Origin of the sequence: Pseudomonas sp. RL_105y_Pfl2_101 (assembly GCF_963970585.1) — a bacterium.
In the GTDB taxonomy this organism is placed as follows: Bacteria; Pseudomonadota; Gammaproteobacteria; order Pseudomonadales; family Pseudomonadaceae; genus Aquipseudomonas.
Window position 1 is genome coordinate 181,122 of the sequence record NZ_CAXAPG010000005.1, and the last position, 18,482, is coordinate 199,603.

Sequence of the window (18,482 nt, forward strand, 5' to 3'; positions counted from 1 at the left end):
TCCGGCCATTGTTCGATTGAGATGCCAAATGTGACTCCTTATCATTTGCGCTTCGTTCACAATCCAGAGACCGCTACCATGTTGGCATCCAAGCGCCTGCTGTCCGTCCTCGCCTTGACCCTGATCGGTACCACTGCTGCCCAGGCCGCCGATGAGGTGGTGGTCTACTCTTCGCGTATCGATGAACTGATCAAGCCCGTTTTCGATGCCTACACCAAGAAGACCGGCGTGTCAGTGAAGTTCATCACCGACAAGGAAGCGCCATTGATGCAGCGGATCAAGGCCGAGGGCGAAAACGCCACCGCCGACCTGCTGCTCACCGTCGACGCCGGGAACCTCTGGCAGGCCGAGCAAATGGGCATCCTCCAACCGTTCACCTCGCCGGTGATCGATGCCAACATCCCTTCTCAATACCGCGCTTCTTCCCACGCCTGGACCGGCTTGAGCCTGCGGGCGCGGACCATTGTCTACTCCACCGACCGGGTTAAACCTGGTGAATTGACCACCTATGAAGCGCTGGCTGGCAAAGAGTGGGAAGGCCGCCTGTGCCTGCGGACCTCGAAAAAGGTCTATAACCAGTCCCTGACCGCCACGCTGATCGAAACCCACGGGACGGAAAAAACCGAGGAACTTCTCAAGGGCTGGGTCCGGAACCTGTCCACCGACGTCTTCTCCGATGACACCGCACTGCTTGAGGCAATCAACGCCGGGCAGTGCGACGTCGGCATCGTCAACACCTACTACTATGGCCGCCTGCACCAGCAGAAGCCGGACCTGAAGGTGAAGCTGTTCTGGCCAAACCAGGCCGACCGCGGCGTGCACATCAACCTCTCGGGAATTGGCTTGACCAAGCATGCACCGCATCCGGATGCCGCGAAGAAGCTGGTGGAGTGGATGACCACGCCAGAAGCGCAAAACATTTTCGCCGACGTGAACCAGGAATTCCCGGCCAACCCGAAAGTCGAGCCATCCAAGGAAGTGGCGGCCTGGGGCAAGTTCAAGGCCGATACCTTGCCGGTGGAAGTCGCGGGAAAACGCCAGGCCGAAGCCATTCGCATGATGGATCGCGCTGGCTGGAACTGAACCTGTGGTGAGGGAGCTCGCTCCCACCGGACCTGTCGGACCTGCGTAGGAGCTGTGTAGGAGCTGTCGAGTGCAACGAGGCTGCGATCTTTCCCCAGCCACTTGAATCTCAAGCGAAAGATCAAAAGATCGCAGGCTTCGCCAGCTCCTACAGAGCCCAGCGGGAGCAAGCTCCCTCGCCACATGACCGTTTGCTTAACGAGAGTATTCCTTGGCCCACCCCGCCCAACGCCGCTGGTATCCCCTGGTCTTCGCCATCGCCGCGCTGGTCTTGTTGCCCCTGAGTGTCTTGCTGCTGTCCTGGCAGAGCATCGACCAACAGATCTGGTCCCACTTGTGGGAGACGCAAATGCCGCGTTTGTTGGGCAACACCCTCACGTTGATCCTTGGCGTGGGTGTCGGGGTGACGTTGCTGGGTGTCAGTCTGGCCTGGCTGACCAGCCTGTGTGAATTCCCCGGGCGACGCTGGCTCGACTGGGCGTTGATGCTGCCGTTTGCGATTCCAGCCTACGTGTTGGCGTTTGTCTTCGTTGGCCTGCTGGACTTTGCAGGCCCCGTACAGACGCTCATGCGTGAATGGTTCGGCAGCGACCTGCGCCTGCCCCGGGTTCGTTCCACCGGTGGGGTGATCCTGGTGCTGGTGCTGGTCTTTTACCCTTACGTCTATCTGCTGGCGCGCAGTGCATTCCTGGCCCAGGGCAAGGGTTTGATGGAAGCTGCCCGAGTGCTCGGGCAGTCGCCGTGGCAGGCGTTCTGGCGCGTGGCGCTACCGATGGCCCGGCCGGCCATCGGTGCGGGCGTGGCGTTGGCGCTGATGGAGACCCTGGCGGATTTCGGCGCGGTGTCGGTGTTCAACTTCGACACCTTTACCACCGCGATCTACAAGACCTGGTATGGCTTCTTCAGCCTCTCCAGCGCTGCCCAGCTGGCCAGCTTGCTGTTGCTGGCGGTGATGCTGGTGCTCTACGGCGAACGCCGGGCCCGCGGTGCCCACCGAGCGAGTAACGAGCGCCCCCGAGCCAAGGTTTTGTATACGTTGCGTGGTCTCAAGGCCGTGGCAGCCAGCAGTTGGTGCTTCCTGGTGTTCGCCTGTGCCTTTGTCATTCCGATGCTGCAGTTGGTGGTGTGGTTCTGGCAACGCGGTCGTTTCGACCTGGACGAACGTTATGCCGGGCTGATCGTCCACACCCTCTACCTGGGCGGCCTGGCCGCGCTGATCACCGTTTGCGTGGCCTTGCTGCTGGCGTTCGCCCGCCGGCTGGCGCCAACCCGCCCGATTCGTGCCGGCGTCGGCCTGGCGAACCTGGGCTATGCCTTGCCCGGTTCAGTGCTGGCGGTCTCGATCATGCTTGCATTCAGCTACCTGGACCGTGAGTTGGTCATCCCGCTGTCGACCTGGCTCGGCGGGGCAGGCAAGCCGTTGTTGCTGGGTAGCCTGTCGGCGCTGTTGCTGGCGTATCTGGTGCGCTTCCTGGCCGTGGCCTACGGTCCGTTGGAGAGCAGCCTGGCGCGGATTCGGCCGTCCTTGCCCGAGGCGGCACGCAGCCTTGGGGTCAGTGGGCCACGACTGTTTTTCAAAGTGTATCTGCCCTTGCTGTTGCCCGGCACCTTGAGCGCGGCGTTGCTGGTGTTCGTCGACGTGCTCAAGGAAATGCCCGCGACCCTGCTGATGCGCCCGTTCGGCTGGGACACGCTGGCGGTGCGGATCTTCGAGATGACCAGCGAAGGGGAGTGGGCCCGGGCCGCGCTACCGGCGCTGACGTTGGTACTGGTGGGGTTGTTGCCAGTCATCGGATTGATACGACGTTCGGCCCATCGAAACAGCTAGGTGCCAGTCCCACCTCATGCGGCTACAATGCGCGGCATTCGGTGCGGTCCGTCTGTCGGACCGGGCAACTGAGAACGTCAGAAAACTCCTTTTTTCAAACGTTCGCGCTATGCAGTGCCCGTCCGCACCTTCGCCAAGCCCGGAAGGAGAAACCCATGGGACAGCGTACGCCTCTGTATGACCTTCATCTCGCCCTCGGCGCAAAGATGGTCGATTTTGGCGGTTGGGATATGCCTTTGCATTACGGCTCGCAAGTCGAAGAGCACCATCAGGTGCGTCGAGACTGCGGAGTGTTCGATGTATCCCACATGACCGTGATCGATGTCGACGGCCCCCAGGCCAAGGTTTGGCTGCAGCGTTTGCTGGCCAATGATGTCGATCGTTTGCAGGACACAGGCAGTGCCTTGTACAGCGCGATGCTCAATGAGCGCGGCGGCATCGTCGACGACATGATCATCTACCGTGTCGAGGACGGTTATCGATTGGTTTTCAACGCCTCGACTCGCGATCAGGATCTGGCCTGGATGCAGGCACAGCTCGGTGGCTACGACGTGCAGTTGCATGAGCGCCCCGAACTGGCGATGCTGGCGATCCAGGGGCCCCAGGCCCGGCAGAAGATAGCCGAACTGGTGACACAGCCGCGTGGGCAAATCATCCAGCAACTCAAGCCTTTCGAAGGTCGCGCCGACGGTGAATGGTTCATCGCCCGGACCGGCTACACTGGCGAAGATGGCTTGGAAATCGTCCTGCCCGCCCAGGAGGCGCCGGGTTTCTTCAACGACCTGGTAGGTGCTGGTATTTCGCCGATTGGCCTCGGCGCCCGCGATACTTTGCGCCTGGAGGCCGGCATGAACCTCTACGGCCAGGACATCAGCCAGGACGCTTCGCCGTTGGCCTCGAACATGGCCTGGAGTATCGCCTGGGTGCCGGCGAGCCGCCAGTTCATTGGGCGCAGCGCCCTGGAAGCCGAGCTTGCCAGCGGTGTGCAGCACAAATTGGTCGGGCTGGTGCTGGAAGAACGGGGTGTTTTGCGCGCCCATCAGGTGGTTCGCATCGCCAATGTTGGCGAAGGGGAGATCACCAGTGGTAGCTTTTCTCCTACGCTTAGCAAGTCGATCGCTCTGGCACGTGTTCCGATGGCTACGGCTGACCGGGCCGAGGTGGAAATTCGCGGTAAGTGGTACCCGGTACGGGTGGTCAAACCGACCTTCGTCCGCCATGGCAAAACCCTGATCTAACCTTTTTGCGGCGGGCCGCTGGCCGCTGACACTTTCTCTTGAGGACACAGAATATGAGCGATATCCCTGCCGAACTGCGTTTTGCCGAAAGCCATGAGTGGGCGAAAAAGGACGACGACCTGATCGTCGTGGGCATCTCTGACCATGCCCAGGAGGCACTGGGTGACGTGGTGTTTGTCGAGTTGCCGGAAATCGGCAAGGTGTTCGCGGCCGGTGATGCGGCGGGTGTGGTGGAGTCGGTGAAGGCTGCCTCGGACATCTATTCGCCCGTGGCAGGTGAAGTCGTCGAAGTCAACGAAGCCCTGGGCAGCGAGCCGGAAGCATTGAACAACAAGCCTTACGATTCGTGGATCTTCAAGGTCAAGCCATCCAATGCTGAGGCTGACCTGGCCAACTTGCTTGATGCGGCGGGCTACAAGGCCGCTATCGGCGAGTAACGCCTGATACCTGTGGGACAGCCTGGGGTGTTCACCGGGCAAAAAAATGCCGCTCAATCGAGCGGCATTTTTTATTGGCCGGGCATCAGTCCTGGGCGCCGGCGTTTTTCGCCAGGATCGCGTTGGCCAGTTCCATGTCGGTGGCTTGCAGGCCTGGGTTGTCGGCACGCACTTTCTGCATCGCCGCTTCCAGGTAGGGGCCCCGAATACCGCCGTCACTGGCGACGAAGCTGCCGGCGTCGTCCTGGGCGGCGGCGATCAGCTTGTGATCCTTGAAAGTCAGGTAGGTGGAACCGGTGGTCGCACCGGATGAGATGACGTTACGCCAAAACGTGTCGGCCATTGCCGAGCCAGCAGAAAGAGATAGCAAGGCTAGGGTCGCGACAGCAAGTTTGAGACGCATGATAGGTGACTCCACTGGGTTAACTATGACGTTGGATTACCTGCGCCGTTGTTCAGTTCCATGGCTTCTCAGTCAGCCCGTTCCACCTGCAGCACCACGCCTTCCTGCGCCACCACCCTGACCCGCGTGCCCACGGATGACTCGGGCCCCTTGGCCAGCCAGACGCTGTCGGCCACCTTGATCTTGCCGCGGCCATCGATAATCGCTTCATGAACCTGGAAGACCTTGCCGATCAGCTCTTGCCCGCGCAGGTTCAGGTGCGGTTGATCGCTTTGGCGCACCGCGCTGCGCTGGCGCCGCCACCAGTACAATGCTGTTGCGATGGAGAAGAGGCCGAACAACAGGAACTGCAGCTCCCACGGCATCTGCGGCAAGATGAACGTGAGCACACCGACTGCCGCGGCGGCCATGCCGATCCACAACAAGTAGCCGCCGGCGCCGAACACTTCAAGGATCAGCAGGATGACGCCCAGCGCCAGCCAGTCCCAGTACGACATGTGTTGCAGGAACATCCACATACGCGTGCCTCAGGCTTTCTTGCTGTCGAAGGTGGCCTTGACGATCTCGCCAATGCCGCCGACCGCACCGATGACCTGACTGGCTTCCAGTGGCATCAGGATCACCTTGCTGTTGTTGGCCGAAGCCAGTTTGCCCAGCGCATCGATGTATTTCTGCGCGACGAAGTAGTTCACGGCCTGGACGTTGCCGTCGGCAATTGCCTGGGACACCACCTGGGTGGCCAGCGCTTCGGCTTGTGCCTGGCGCTCGCGGGCCTCGGACTCCAGGAACGCGGCCTGGCGGCTGCCTTCGGCCTCGAGGATTTGCGCCTGCTTCTTGCCTTCGGCGGTGAGAATCGCCGACGCTCGCAGGCCCTCGGCTTCGAGGATCTGGGCACGCTTGATACGTTCGGCTTTCATCTGCCCCGACATGGCGGCCATCAGGTCGGCCGGCGGGCTGATGTCCTTGATCTCGATCCGGGTGATCTTGATGCCCCACGGCGCTGTGGCTTCATCGACGGTGCGCAGTAATTTTTCGTTGATACCATCGCGCTGGCTCAGCATCGCGTCCAGTTCCATGGACCCCAGCACGGTACGGATATTGGTTTGCAACAGGTTACGGATGGCGTGCTCGAGGTTGTTGACCTCGTAGGCCGCCTGGGCCGTATTGACCACCTGGAAGAAACACACGGCGTCGATCTGCACGGTGGCGTTGTCGGAGGTAATGACTTCCTGCGGCGGGATATCCAGTACGCTTTCCATGACATTGATCTTGTGCCCGATACGATCCATCACCGGAATGATGATGTTCAGGCCGGGCTTGAGCGTGTTGGTGTAGCGGCCAAAGCGTTCGACGGTCCATTGGTAGCCCTGGGGCACGACCTTGAAACCCATGAAGAGAATGGCGACCACGAGGCCGATGAAAAGTAAAAGTACGCTACCAATCTGCATGACGGTTCCCTGTGCGAATTGAGATGGACCTGCGAGCCCTGAGTGTAAGGCAAGCGACCATTATCTTCCCTATAGTCCTTGTGCCGTGGAGATTTAGTGACACGTTGAGCCCTGTAGGAGCTGCCGAAGGCTGCGATCTTTTGATCTTGATCTTGATCTTTCGCTTCCGGCTCAATTGTCTGGGACAAGATCGCAGCCTCGTTGCACTCGACAGCTCCTACCCAGCCCCTACGGCTCAGCGGGGATCAACTTCCCGTCGCTATTTCTGTTCGCTCTGCGGCGTCACCCGCAGCACTTCCTCAACGGTGGTCAAGCCTGCCGCCACTTTTTGCGCCCCGGACAGTCGCAGGCTGCGCATGCCTTCCTTGAATGCCTGGTGGCGCACCGCCAGGAGGTCGGTGTCGGGGTGGATCAAGGCCTTGACGCTGTCGGTCAGTTGCATGATTTCGTAGACGCCGGCACGGCCGCGGTAACCGGTGTCACGGCATTCCAGGCAACCGACGGCTTGTTGGGCATTGCCCGGCAGCGGCGCCTGCCAGGGCCGGGTCAGGGCTTGCCAGTCATCTTCATCCAGGGTCAGGGGGGCCTTGCATTGCGGGCACAGGACGCGCACCAGCCGCTGGGCCATGACCCCGAGCACGGTGGCCTTGATCAGGTAATGGGGCACACCCAGCTCCAGCAGGCGACTGATGGCGCTCGGCGCGTCGTTGGTGTGCAGCGTCGACAGGACAAGGTGCCCGGTGAGCGCCGCCTGGATCGCCATTTCGGCGGTCTCCAGGTCGCGGATCTCACCGATCATGATGATGTCCGGGTCTTGTCGCATCAGCGCCCGCACCCCGGCAGCGAAGGTCAGGTCGATGTTGTGCTGGACCTGCATCTGGTTGAAGGAGGCCTCGACCATTTCAATCGGGTCCTCGATGGTGCAGAGGTTCACTTGCGGCGTCGCCAGTTTCTTGAGGGTGGTGTAGAGCGTGGTGGTCTTGCCGGAACCGGTGGGGCCGGTCACCAGGATGATGCCGTTGGGCTGGCGGGTCATGTCCTGCCAGCGACGCAGGTCATCGGCGGAGAAACCGAGTTGGTCGAAGTCCTTGAGCAACACTTCCGGGTCGAAGATCCGCATGACCATTTTTTCGCCGAACGCGGTGGGCAAGGTCGACAGGCGCAATTCCACTTCGCCGCCGTCCGGGGTCTTGGTCTTGACCCGACCGTCCTGGGGTTTGCGTTTTTCCGCGACGTTCATCCGCCCCAGGCTCTTGAGACGACTGACGATTGCCATCGTGACCTGCGGCGGGAACTGATAGACGGTGTGCAGCACCCCGTCGATGCGAAACCGCACGGTGCCCTGCTCGCGGCGCGGTTCGATGTGGATATCACTGGCGCGCTGCTGGAAGGCGTACTGGAACAGCCAGTCGACGATATTGACGATGTGGGCGTCGTTGGCGTCCGGCTCCTGGTCGCTGGCGCCCAGGTTGAGCAACTGTTCGAAATTGCTCAGGTTGCTCGGTTGCTGATCGACCGTGGTGGCGCCGCTGACCGATTTGGCCAGGCGATAGAACTCCACGCTCAAGCGCTGGATGTCCACCGGGTTGGCGACCACCCGCTTGATCGGCAGTTTGAGCACGTGGGTCAGGTCGGCTTCCCAGCTGTTGACGTAGGGCTGTGCGCTGGCGATGGTGACGGCGTCACGATCGACCGCCACCGCAAGGATCTTGTGGCGCTGGGCAAAGGCATAGGACATCAAGGGCGTCACGGCCGCGACGTTGATTTTCAACGGGTCGATGCGCATGTACGGCTGGTCGGCCTGCTGGGACAGCCACAGGCTCAGGTTCTCCAGGTCCAGGTGCTTGCCAGGTCGGCTGAGATCGTCCAGGTGCTGGTTGGCGATGAACTCCAGCGGATGCAACTGGCTATTGGCGCTGTGACGTCGGCGGGCGTTCAGCGCGGTTTCGGCTGAATCCTGGCTGATGAGGCCCTGGGCGACCAGTTGGCGTAGCAGATCGTTGAGGTCCAGCCAGCGGTCCTGAGTGGCGTGTTTGGTGGACATGCGGGTTCCTATTGGACAATTGCAGCAAAGCCGCGATACAGACGCTTCGGCGTCCTCGCTCGGTCTGCAAAAGAATAGTCCCGACGCCGTAGGCCGTTGGGCCACTACCTGAACAATGCGTTACCAATTCTTGCCCGTAGGCGTTCAGCAGACGGCTTGGGCCGGCCCAGCGTGCGCAATATCGGCGTCCTGCAGGTCCACCGAGCAGACGCTGATCAAGTTACGTAATTTTTCAGCGATGACCTGGGCACGGTGCCAGCTCAGTCCATCCATGACGATGTCCAGCGACAGCATCTCGTCGAGGCGTTCGATACGAACCTGCTGCGGCGTCAGGCCCTGCAAGGCAAACAGGTTCAACGCCCGGCACAGTAAATCCGGCTCGGCTTCGGCCAATATCTGGTACTGCACCCGGCAATGGGGATTGGCTGCGTGCCAGACGTCGGCGCGGGTCGGGGTTATGGCAATGGCTTCGAGTGGGGGCATGTTCGTCTCCTTGGTGGCGGGAGAAATATTTACATGCGCTCCGGGGTATTTCTTATCTAAGATGAGTGATTATCGCGATATTTCGATTCCCTTTATTCTCAAAATCAATCATTTCGGGTTTGATTATGCACGGCGAACTGGATAGCTACGACCGCAGGATACTGGCACTGCTACAGGAGGACGCCTCGCTATCCAGTGCGCAGATCGCCGAACAGGTCGGTTTGTCTCAATCGCCGTGCTGGCGGCGGATCCAGCGGATGAAGGAGGAGGGCATCATTCGCGGCCAGGTGACCTTGCTGGATCGCAAGAAAATTGGCCTCAACACGCAGATCTTCGCCGAAATCAAACTCAACGCCCACGGTCGCTCGAACTTCACCGAGTTCACCGAGGCGATCCGCGGCTTCCCCGAAGTGCTGGAGTGTTACGTGCTGATGGGGTCGGTGGATTTTCTGCTGCGCATCGTCACGGCGGACATCGAGGCGTATGAGCGATTCTTTTTTGAAAAGCTGTCGATGGTGCCGGGGATCCAGGAAGTGAACTCGATCGTGGCGCTGTCGGAGATCAAGTCGACGACGAGTCTACCGGTGTTGCGCTGAGTTCTATGGAGGATGTGCTGGCCTCTTCGCGAGCAGGCCCGCTCCCACCATGGATCCTTCAGTGAACACGAATAGCGCGTACGACCGATAGCCCATATGGGAGCGAGCTTGCTCGCGATGGCGGTATTACAGGCGCAGCAAAGTCTTCCAAGCCCGATTCTGGTAAACCGCGATTGCCTGCTGCTTACGCGCATCCAGCGTTTCGTCGGTGATCGGTTGGTTGGCCAGTTGCGCTAGTTTGTTCAGCTCGCCGTAGAGGCGATCCATTTCCGGGATATCCAGCGCAAGGCGGGCGTGGTGTAGCCAGGCCTGGATGCGCTCGATGCGCGGCAGTTGCTCGGCCAGGTCTTCCGGCTGCTGCTGGTAGCGTTGCAGTTGCAGGGACGAGGATTCTTCGCCGAGCAGGCGCGGCAGCCAGCTGCCCAGTTGCGCCGCGCCCTGGCGATTGCCCCGGGTGTTGCGCTCGGCGGCCCAGCTGCGAGCCAGCAGCCAGCGTGAAGTGTTGAGGGAAAACAGGCCCCAGCGTGGGTCTTGCAGCTCTTCCAGGAACTGTTCCGGCGCCGCCTTGCGCACGTCTTCGTCATCCAGGCCGGCCTGGACCAGTGGGCGCCAGTCTTCCAGCAACGCGTCCAGGGCCAGGCGCAAGTCGTGGGTCGATTGGCGCGGCGCGGCCTGGCCGAGGCTGCTGAGCAAGGCACGCAGCTCGGCGAGGTTTTCCACCCAGTCCTGCAGCAGGCGCCAGTGGCCGTTGAAACGGTATTGTTCGGCCAGGCGCTGGCTGCTGCCGAGCAAATGCCAGCTCAGCGCGGCGAAGGCGTCATCCAATGGCGTTTCGGCGGTCAGTTGCGGGGCCGGCAGGCTCAGGGCGTAGCTGCCTGCGTCATACAGGCGATAGCCACGCTCGGCCTTGCTGATGTCGCAAGGCATCAAGGGCAGGGTCGCGGCCAGCTCGGCGGCCAGTTCCAGCAGGGCGGCGGGTTCACCTTCGCGCAGTTCCAGCTCCAGTTCGCAGATTTCTTCCTTCTGCTTGCCGACCACGACGTAGCCCAGGTCCAGGGCGGCTTCAATGACCACCTTGCTTTTGCCACGGCCCCAGGCGATTTCAGCGCGTTCGCGAACGAAATCGGTGGTGAAGATGGCCTTGAGGGTTTTCTTGTCCAGTTCGGCCAAGGCCTCGGGCCAGCATTCGCCGTCGAGTTTTTTCAAGTCGAGCTTGGCCTTGGGCAGGTGCCAATCGTACTCGTTGCGCTCGGACAGGCCGGCAACGCTCTGGCCGCGGGTCTTGAGGGTCTGGATCACCTCTTCGCCGTCGCGACGCAGGCGCAGGGCGACCTTGGCCCGGGCCAAGTCACGCTCCGGCGTGTCGAAATACTGGTTCATCAGTTCGTGGCGTTCCCAGCCACTCTTGTTGCGTTTTTTCAGCAGCGGATGCTCGCGCAAGGCTGCCAGGGTCTCGCGGCTGACGCGGAGTTTGATTTCGGTTTCTTTCTGCATGGCCGGAAAATCCAGGGATCGGGTGCGCAGCCGGGGGAAAGTGTGGCTGCCAAGGCCGTGCAGTGTACAGGAGTCACCCGCCCTAGGTGCTGCGACGGTTTATTCCTGGCGTCGGATGGTTCTATGATGGACATCAATCTGTAAGCCCGGAGTCAGCGATGCCTTTGCCGTCCATGAAAGATCAATTCGCTGCCCTGATCGCCACGCCTTCGGTCAGTTGTACCCAGCCTGGGCTGGACCAGTCCAACGGTGCCGTGATCGAGCTGCTGGCAGGCTGGCTCACTGAGCTTGGGTTCTGCTGTGATATCCAGCAGGTCAGCCCCGGCAAATTCAACCTGCTGGCCAGTTTCGGCAGTGGCCCCGGCGGCCTGGTGCTGGCTGGCCACAGCGATACGGTGCCGTTCGACGGCGCGTTGTGGCAGACCGATCCGTTGAAGCTCACCGAGGTCGATGGCCGTTGGGTTGGCCTGGGCAGCTGTGACATGAAGGGCTTTTTCGCCTTGGTCATTGAAGCGGTCAAGCCGCTGCTGGACCAACCGTTCAAGCAACCGTTGCTGATCCTCGCCACCTGTGATGAAGAAAGCTCCATGGCCGGCGCCCGGGCCCTGGCCGATGCCGGGCGACCGCTGGGGCGTGCGGCGGTGATCGGTGAGCCGACGGGCTTGCGGCCGATTCGCCTGCACAAAGGCGTGATGATGGAGCGCATCGACATTCTCGGGCGCAGCGGCCACTCCTCCGACCCGAGCCTGGGCCACAGCGCGCTGGAAGCCATGCACGATGCCATGGGCGAACTGCGCGGGCTGCGCCTGCAATGGCAGCGTGAGTTCCGTAACCCGCAGTTCACTGTGCCGCAACCGACCCTGAACTTCGGCTGCATCCATGGTGGCGACAACCCCAACCGGATCTGCGGCCAGTGTTCCATGGAATTCGACTTGCGGCCCTTGCCGGGCATGGACCCGCAAGTGCTGCGGGCAGCGATCCAACAGAAGCTCGACCCCATCGCCGAACGCCATAAAGTCAAGATCGACTACGCACCGCTGTTCCCTGAAGTGCCACCCTTCGAGCAGGCCGAAGACTGCGAGCTGGTACGGGTGGCCGAGCGACTCACCGGCCATCGTGCCGAAGCAGTGGCGTTTGGCACCGAAGCGCCTTATCTTCAGCGCCTTGGCTGCGAAACCCTGGTGCTCGGCCCTGGCGATATCGCCTGCGCCCACCAGCCGGGCGAGTACCTTGAAATGTCACGTTTGCAACCTACCGTACAGCTGTTGCAACAATTGATCGGTCATTACTGCCTGACACCGGCCACGGTCGGTTAAATTGCCCCCTCGCGGGGCCGTATTCATCACTTGAGGAGAGCGCGCGTGTCGCCAAGCCTGTTCCGACGATAACCACCAGCCCGTTGTGCGTTCTGTTTCGTCTTTTTTTTGGCTGTTATTTATTACAGGTCCAGGTTCATGCCCGAATACGTCAATTGGCTTCGTCACGCTTCGCCCTACATCAACGCCCACCGCGATTGCACCTTCATCGTCATGCTGCCCGGCGACGGGGTGGAACACCCTAATTTCGGCAACATCGTCCATGACCTGGTCCTGCTGCACAGCCTCGGCGTGCGCCTGGTGCTGGTCCATGGTTCGCGGCCGCAGATCGAGACCCGCCTCGCCGCACGGGGCCTCACGCCCCATTACCACCATGGCATGCGCATCACCGATGCCGAGACCCTGGAGTGTGTGATCGACGCGGTCGGTCAGTTGCGCATCGCCATCGAGGCTCGCCTGTCCATGGACATGGCGTCCTCGCCCATGCAGGGCTCGCGGCTGCGGGTTGCCAGCGGCAACCTGGTCACGGCACGGCCGATCGGTGTGCTCGAAGGCGTGGATTATCACCACACCGGTGAGGTGCGCCGGGTCGATCGCAAGGGCATCAATCGTTTGCTGGACGAGCGCTCCATCGTGCTGCTGTCGCCGTTGGGTTATTCGCCCACCGGAGAGATCTTCAACCTCGCCTGTGAAGACGTTGCCACCCGGGCGGCCATCGACCTGGCAGCCGACAAGCTGCTGCTGTTCGGTGCCGAGCAGGGGCTTATCGGTGAGGACGGGCGGCTGGTTCGCGAATTGCGCCCGCAACAGGTTCCGGGCCATATGCAACGCCTGGGCGGCGACTATCAGGCCGAATTGCTGGATGCGGCAGCCCAGGCCTGTCGTGGCGGCGTGGCCCGCAGCCATATCGTCAGCTATGCCGAGGACGGTGCGCTGCTGGCCGAACTGTTCACCCGCGATGGCAGCGGTACGCTGGTGGCCCAGGAGCAATTCGAGGTGGTACGCGAAGCGGCCATCGAGGACGTTGGCGGCCTGTTGGACCTGATCAGCCCGCTGGAAGAACAGGGGGTCCTGGTGCGTCGCTCCCGCGAAGTGCTGGAGCGCGAGATCGAGCAGTTCAGCGTGGTCGAGCGCGAAGGTATGATCATCGCCTGCGCGGCGTTGTACCAGATTGCCGATTCGGATGCCGGGGAACTGGCCTGCCTGGCCGTGAACCCGGAGTACCGCCACGGTGGCCGGGGCGATGAACTGCTGGAGCGGATCGAAGCCCGGGCCCGCGCCAAGGGGCTCAAGACGTTGTTCGTACTGACGACCCGGACTGCCCACTGGTTCCGCGAACGCGGTTTCGAGCCCAGCAGCGTCGAGCGCCTGCCGGCGGCGCGGGCATCGCTCTACAACTATCAGCGTAATTCGAAGATTTTCGAAAAATCCTTGTAGGCGATCTTCGGGAAATTCTCCCTGCCGCGATCTTCTTGATTTCAGACAATGAGCAGCTAGCCTGGAACACGTCAAGATCGCGGCATGCGCGAGCTGTCGTGAACAGGAATCGAAGGCGCAGGAGGCGCGCAAACATAGCTCGCTGCCAAGAATTCTCGGCCTTGTAAATTCCCGACGAGTCATCGTTCAGTAATCCCCTGCGTCGCCGATAAGTCCTGTCACGGCCTGATGGTGCTGTGGCAGTGGCCTTATGTCGAAGCGGGCTGAAAACTGTTGAAACAATTATTTTTTGAATGATAAAGAATTCATTGTCCTGCGGGCCGGTGTAGAGGAGTTAGACCTTGGTCGTAGTCATAAATGGTTACGATTGACTTGTCAGTCACGGTCTGGCGCTAATCGCGCATCCGCGGATTCCGGGCGTTCGACCCGGAGCCAAAGGCACACAAGAATTAGAAAACGAGAGGAGCGAAGCATGAACAAGTCCACCTTGGCCCTGGCTGTGGCCGTTGGGGTTTTGGCGCAGCAGGCAGGCGCCGCTGGTTTTATCGAGGACAGCAAGGCGTCTGTCAGTTCTCGTACGTTGTATTTCAATAATGACAACCACGAAACGGGCAAAGAAGACCTGCGCGAAACGGGTACCGGCCTGAAGTTCGACTACAAGTCCGGCTTCACGCAAGGTGTTGTGGGTTTCGGTATCGACGCTCAGGCACTGGTGGGCATTCGTCTCGATGGCGGGAGAGGCCGTAACGCTAGCTCCTATATGCCAGCCGATACTGATGGTTCGGCGGTCCATGACTGGAGCCGTTTGTCCGGTAACGTAAAGGCACTTTTCTCCAAAACCGAAGCTCACCTGGGTGGTGCACTAGCGCCTGCCTTGCCGATCCTGGTTTCCAACGACAGCCGTCTGCTGCCACAGACCTTTGAAGGTGGCACCATCACCTCCAAGGAAATCGACAACGTCACCTTCAACGCTGGTCAGTTGGAACACGCCACAGGCCGTGCATCGAGCAACAGCACTGGTCTGGCAGTGGCGGGCGGTACCGAGGACAGCAACCAGTTCCGTTATGCCGGTGCTGACTGGAAGGTCACCAAAGACCTTACGCTGCAGTACTACTACGCCAACCTGCAGGATTACTACAAGCAGCACTTCCTGGGCGCGGTTCATGTGTTCCCGATCAGCGAAGGCCAGTCGTTCAAGACCGACTTGCGTTACTTCGACAGCAGTTCCGACGGTCGCAACGGTGACGCTACCCATTTCTTCAACAACAACAATGGTTATGCGAAGAATCGGGGCGAGGTCGATAACAAGACCTGGAGCGCGATATTCACTTACACCCTCGGCGGCAGTGCCTTTCTGCTGGGTCACCAGCAAGTCGGTGATGACGGTGGCTTTGTATACCTGAACCAGGGCAACGTGGTTGACAGCAACGGTCGTCCCGAAGGTGCCGGTGGCGCGAGTTTCTACCTGTTCACCGACAGCATGATCAACGGGTTTGTCCGTGCCGGTGAAAACACCACCTTTGGCCAATACTCCTACGACTTCGCTTCCTTGGGCGTTCCAGGCCTGAAAGCCTCGGTTTCCTACCTGCGTGGTGACGATGTCAAATCCGCCACTGCTGGTGGAAGCGATTACTCCGAGTGGGAACGCGACATGCGTGTGGATTACGTAGTCCAACAAGGTGCGTTGAAAGGCTTCGGCACTACCTTGCGTCAGGGTACCTACCGTAGCAGCGGTGCCGGCGACAGCCAGGATCAAACCCGCCTGATCTTCAACTACACTTACAACTTCATGTAAGACGTAGCGAAGTAAAAAAAGCCCCGCCCGGCAACACGCCGGGCGGGGCTTTTGCGTTTCGGGTCTGGCCCACCCCTGTAGCCTTCCCCGAACCTTCTCCTCTTTACAGCAACTCGAGGCCTTCTCGAACCTCGCTGACGATCTTGTGCCGGTATGCGTTATGGCGCCAGTGAACAGTTTTTTATATTCACTAAAGATCTACATAAATGGATATTCATTCTTTTTAAAGCAATCGAAAGCGGTGCAAAGTTTGGACTCACAACCCTCTCATCCAGGAGCCGCACCATGAGCCTCAGACTCGGCGACATCGCCCCCGACTTTGAACAGGATTCCAGCGCCGGCAAGATTCGCTTCCACGAATGGCTCGGCGACAGCTGGGGCGTGCTGTTTTCCCACCCGGCGGACTTCACGCCGGTCTGCACTACCGAACTGGGCCTCACCGCCAAGCTCAAGGACGAGTTCGCCCAGCGCGGAGTCAAGGCTATTGCCCTCTCGGTGGACCCGGTGGACTCACACCACAAGTGGATCGAGGACATCAACGAGACGCAAAACGCTGTGGTCAATTTTCCGATCCTGGCCGATGCTGACCGCAAGGTGTCGGACCTGTACGACCTGATCCACCCCAACGCCAGCGACACTTTGACCGTGCGCTCACTGTTCGTGATCGACCCGAACAAAAAAATTCGCCTGACCATCACCTACCCGGCCAGCACCGGGCGCAATTTCAACGAAATCCTGCGAGTGATCGACTCCCTGCAACTGACCGACAACTACAAAGTCGCCACCCCGGCCAACTGGCAGGACGGTGATGACGTGGTGATCGTGCCGTCGCTCAAGGATGAAGAGGAACTCAAGCAGCGCTTTCCCAAGGGCTACCGCGCTGTGAAACCTTACCTGCGGTTGACCCCCCAACCTAACCGCTAACGCAAAAACTTGTGGGAGCGAGCCTGCTCGCGAGGGTGTCGGATCTGCCTGCGTCGAGGTTGGCTGATAAACCGCTATCGCGAGCTGGCTCGCTCCCACAAGGTGCTCTGTGCACCAAGGGTTTTGGCTGTTTCGACGGCCTTTTTTTGTATTGCGCCAAGGAAACTGAGTTGCATATCTCTAAACTGCATAACCAAATGAATAAATATAATTTAAAGGTATATAGATCCCCTGGTATGGTTTGACCCATGCAGCGAGATCGCCCACCGCGAATCGCACGTGACAGTTAAGGAATAGCAGGCATGTTGGTCGTCTCACTCGGTGGCAGTCCCAGCCAACGCTCCCGCTCCGGAGTGCTGTTGGAGCGCTCGCAACGCTGGTTGCAGCAGCAAGGTGTGGACGTGGTGAGTTATCAGGTGCGCGACTTCCCGGCCGAAGACCTGCTCCATGCCCGTTTCGACAGCCCAAAGGTGGTCGACCTGCTCCAGCAGATCGAAAATGCCGACGGCCTGTTGATCGCCACGCCGGTGTACAAGGCGTCTTTTTCCGGTGCGTTGAAGACCGTGCTGGACCTGCTGCCTGAATGGGCCCTGGCCCATAAAGTGGTGTTGCCGATGGCAACCGGCGGCAGCATCGCCCACATGCTGGCAGTGGATTACGCACTCAAGCCGGTGTTGTCGGCGCTCAAGGCCCAGGAAATGCTCCACGGGATCTTTGCCGAAGACAACCAGATCGCTTATGGCGAAGGCAGCGCCCAGGCGCAATTGGCAGCGGCCCTGCAACAGCGCCTGGACGAGGCGCTGGAACAGTTTTTCAGCGCCATGGCCCGCCGGCCCCCAGTGTATTGAACGAACGTTTGTTGAGTGCTCGCTGGAGCATTTGAACCCCGAATACCCTGATTCAACTCACCTTACTCAGCCGCCAACGGCCCAGCAGGTGCAGCCAAAACCCCACAGCAAAAAGGAGAGGCGCCATGCGCACTGTCATTTTGCGTCGCGGGCTGGTCGCTCTGTTTGCTGCGGCTGTGTCCCTCGGCGTCATCACCCAAGCTCAAGCCGAAACCTTGCGGATCGGTTATCAGAAACACGGCACCCTGGTGCTGCTCAAGGCCAAGGGTTCATTGGAGAAACGTCTCGCAGTCCTCGGCGTGGATGTGCAATGGACCGAGTTCCCCGGCGGCCCGCAGTTGCTTGAAGGCTTGAACGTCGGCTCCATCGACTTCGGCGTGACCGGTGAAACCCCGCCGGTGTTTGCCCAGGCCGCGGGCGCCGACCTGCTCTACGTCGCTTACGAGCCACCGGCGCCCACCAGCGAGGCGATCCTGGTGCCCAAGGGGTCGGCCATCCAGTCGGTGCAAGACCTCAAGGGCAAGAAAGTCGTGCTGAACAAAGGCTCCAATGTCCACTACCTGTTGGTGCGGGCGCTGGAGGATGCAGGCCTGAAGTATTCCGATGTCCAGACCGTTTTCCTGCCGCCGGCCGACGCCCGCGCCGCCTTCGAGCGTGGCAGCGTCGATGCCTGGGTGATCTGGGATCCGTACCAGGCTGCCGCCGAACAACAGTTGCAGGCATGCACCCTGCGTGATGGTAAAGGCATCGTCGATAACCACCAGTTCTACCTCGCCACCAAACCTTACGCGCAAAAAAATCCCCAGGTCATCACGACGCTGGTGGAAGAGGTGCGCGCAGTGGGGGAGTGGTCCAGGGCCAACTCTGAAGACGTGACCAAGCAACTATCGCCGCTGCTCGGTCTGCCCGCCGACATCACCCTGACGTCGGTGAAACGCCAAGGCTATGGGGCGTTGTTCCTCACGCCGGAAGTGGTGGCGGCGCAGCAGAAAATCGCCGACAGCTTCTACCAGCTCAAATTGATTCCCAAACCCTTGAGCATCAAGGACGTGATCTGGACGCCGCCGGCGACCGTTGCGAACGCGCAGTAATTCGATCCCTTAGGAGA

At 60.5% G+C, this 18,482-nt stretch carries 16 protein-coding genes and 1 pseudogene; 11 read left to right on the forward strand and 6 right to left on the reverse strand.

Annotated elements, in window-relative coordinates; all coding sequences use genetic code 11:
* Nucleotides 1-78: 78 nt before the first annotated feature.
* From AACY31_RS08590 to gcvH, 4 genes are all read left to right on the forward strand, one after another.
* Nucleotides 79-1,083: an extracellular solute-binding protein gene (locus tag AACY31_RS08590; protein WP_339491592.1), complete on the forward strand. Its 1,005-nt coding sequence runs from the start codon at nt 79-81 to the stop codon at nt 1,081-1,083.
* A 211-nt stretch (nt 1,084-1,294) separates the two neighbouring features.
* A complete protein-coding gene (locus AACY31_RS08595) occupies nt 1,295-2,911 on the forward strand; it encodes an ABC transporter permease (RefSeq protein WP_339479501.1) in 1,617 nt (538 codons plus the stop codon).
* A gap of 155 nt (nt 2,912-3,066) precedes the next feature.
* Nucleotides 3,067-4,149 (forward strand): glycine cleavage system aminomethyltransferase GcvT, encoded by a 1,083-nt coding sequence (gene gcvT, locus AACY31_RS08600; protein ID WP_339479499.1) that lies wholly within the window; start codon nt 3,067-3,069, stop codon nt 4,147-4,149.
* 53 nt (nt 4,150-4,202) lie between these two features.
* Nucleotides 4,203-4,586: a glycine cleavage system protein GcvH gene (gcvH, locus tag AACY31_RS08605; protein WP_339479498.1), complete on the forward strand. Its 384-nt coding sequence runs from the start codon at nt 4,203-4,205 to the stop codon at nt 4,584-4,586.
* Between the two features lie 85 nt (nt 4,587-4,671).
* On the opposite strand, the gene AACY31_RS08610 is transcribed toward gcvH, so the two are convergent.
* The 5 genes from AACY31_RS08610 to AACY31_RS08630 form a co-directional block, all read right to left on the reverse strand.
* Nucleotides 4,672-4,992, reverse strand: coding sequence for a DUF2388 domain-containing protein (locus AACY31_RS08610; RefSeq protein WP_339504349.1), 321 nt, complete (start codon nt 4,990-4,992; stop codon nt 4,672-4,674).
* Between the two features lie 65 nt (nt 4,993-5,057).
* The gene (locus tag AACY31_RS08615) at nt 5,058-5,507 is read right to left on the reverse strand and encodes an NfeD family protein (protein WP_339479496.1); all 450 of its coding nucleotides are present in this window, start codon (nt 5,505-5,507) and stop codon (nt 5,058-5,060) included.
* 9 nt (nt 5,508-5,516) lie between these two features.
* Complete coding sequence (locus AACY31_RS08620) at nt 5,517-6,437, reverse strand: SPFH domain-containing protein (protein ID WP_339479495.1); 921 nt, start codon at nt 6,435-6,437, stop codon at nt 5,517-5,519.
* Nucleotides 6,438-6,696: 259 nt separating this feature from the next.
* On the reverse strand, nt 6,697-8,481 hold the full coding sequence (locus tag AACY31_RS08625) for a GspE/PulE family protein (RefSeq protein WP_339479494.1): 1,785 nt from the start codon (nt 8,479-8,481) through the stop codon (nt 6,697-6,699).
* Between the two features lie 144 nt (nt 8,482-8,625).
* Nucleotides 8,626-8,964 (reverse strand): hypothetical protein, encoded by a 339-nt coding sequence (locus AACY31_RS08630; protein ID WP_339479493.1) that lies wholly within the window; start codon nt 8,962-8,964, stop codon nt 8,626-8,628.
* A 125-nt stretch (nt 8,965-9,089) separates the two neighbouring features.
* Here AACY31_RS08630 and AACY31_RS08635 point away from each other — a divergent pair, with 125 nt between their 5' ends.
* Nucleotides 9,090-9,560, forward strand: coding sequence for an Lrp/AsnC family transcriptional regulator (locus tag AACY31_RS08635; RefSeq protein WP_339479492.1), 471 nt, complete (start codon nt 9,090-9,092; stop codon nt 9,558-9,560).
* 126 nt (nt 9,561-9,686) lie between these two features.
* Here AACY31_RS08635 and AACY31_RS08640 read toward each other — a convergent pair whose 3' ends face one another.
* Nucleotides 9,687-11,054 (reverse strand): CYTH domain-containing protein, encoded by a 1,368-nt coding sequence (locus tag AACY31_RS08640; RefSeq protein WP_339479491.1) that lies wholly within the window; start codon nt 11,052-11,054, stop codon nt 9,687-9,689.
* Between the two features lie 158 nt (nt 11,055-11,212).
* Here AACY31_RS08640 and argE point away from each other — a divergent pair, with 158 nt between their 5' ends.
* The 6 genes and pseudogenes from argE (at nt 11,213) to AACY31_RS08670 (ending at nt 18,465) form a co-directional block, all read left to right on the forward strand.
* The gene (argE, locus tag AACY31_RS08645) at nt 11,213-12,370 is read left to right on the forward strand and encodes an acetylornithine deacetylase (RefSeq protein WP_339479490.1); all 1,158 of its coding nucleotides are present in this window, start codon (nt 11,213-11,215) and stop codon (nt 12,368-12,370) included.
* Between the two features lie 138 nt (nt 12,371-12,508).
* Complete coding sequence (argA, locus tag AACY31_RS08650) at nt 12,509-13,807, forward strand: amino-acid N-acetyltransferase (protein ID WP_339479488.1); 1,299 nt, start codon at nt 12,509-12,511, stop codon at nt 13,805-13,807.
* Nucleotides 13,808-14,279: 472 nt separating this feature from the next.
* Nucleotides 14,280-15,602, forward strand: a complete 1,323-nt coding sequence (locus AACY31_RS08655; RefSeq protein WP_339504328.1) for an OprD family porin — start codon at nt 14,280-14,282, stop codon at nt 15,600-15,602.
* Nucleotides 15,603-15,887: 285 nt separating this feature from the next.
* The gene (locus AACY31_RS08660; protein ID WP_339479485.1) at nt 15,888-16,526 is read left to right on the forward strand and encodes a peroxiredoxin; all 639 of its coding nucleotides are present in this window, start codon (nt 15,888-15,890) and stop codon (nt 16,524-16,526) included.
* Between the two features lie 302 nt (nt 16,527-16,828).
* Nucleotides 16,829-17,409, forward strand: a pseudogene (gene ssuE, locus AACY31_RS08665) (NADPH-dependent FMN reductase).
* A 90-nt stretch (nt 17,410-17,499) separates the two neighbouring features.
* On the forward strand, nt 17,500-18,465 hold the full coding sequence (locus AACY31_RS08670) for a sulfonate ABC transporter substrate-binding protein (RefSeq protein WP_339491596.1): 966 nt from the start codon (nt 17,500-17,502) through the stop codon (nt 18,463-18,465).
* Nucleotides 18,466-18,482 lie beyond the last annotated feature (17 nt).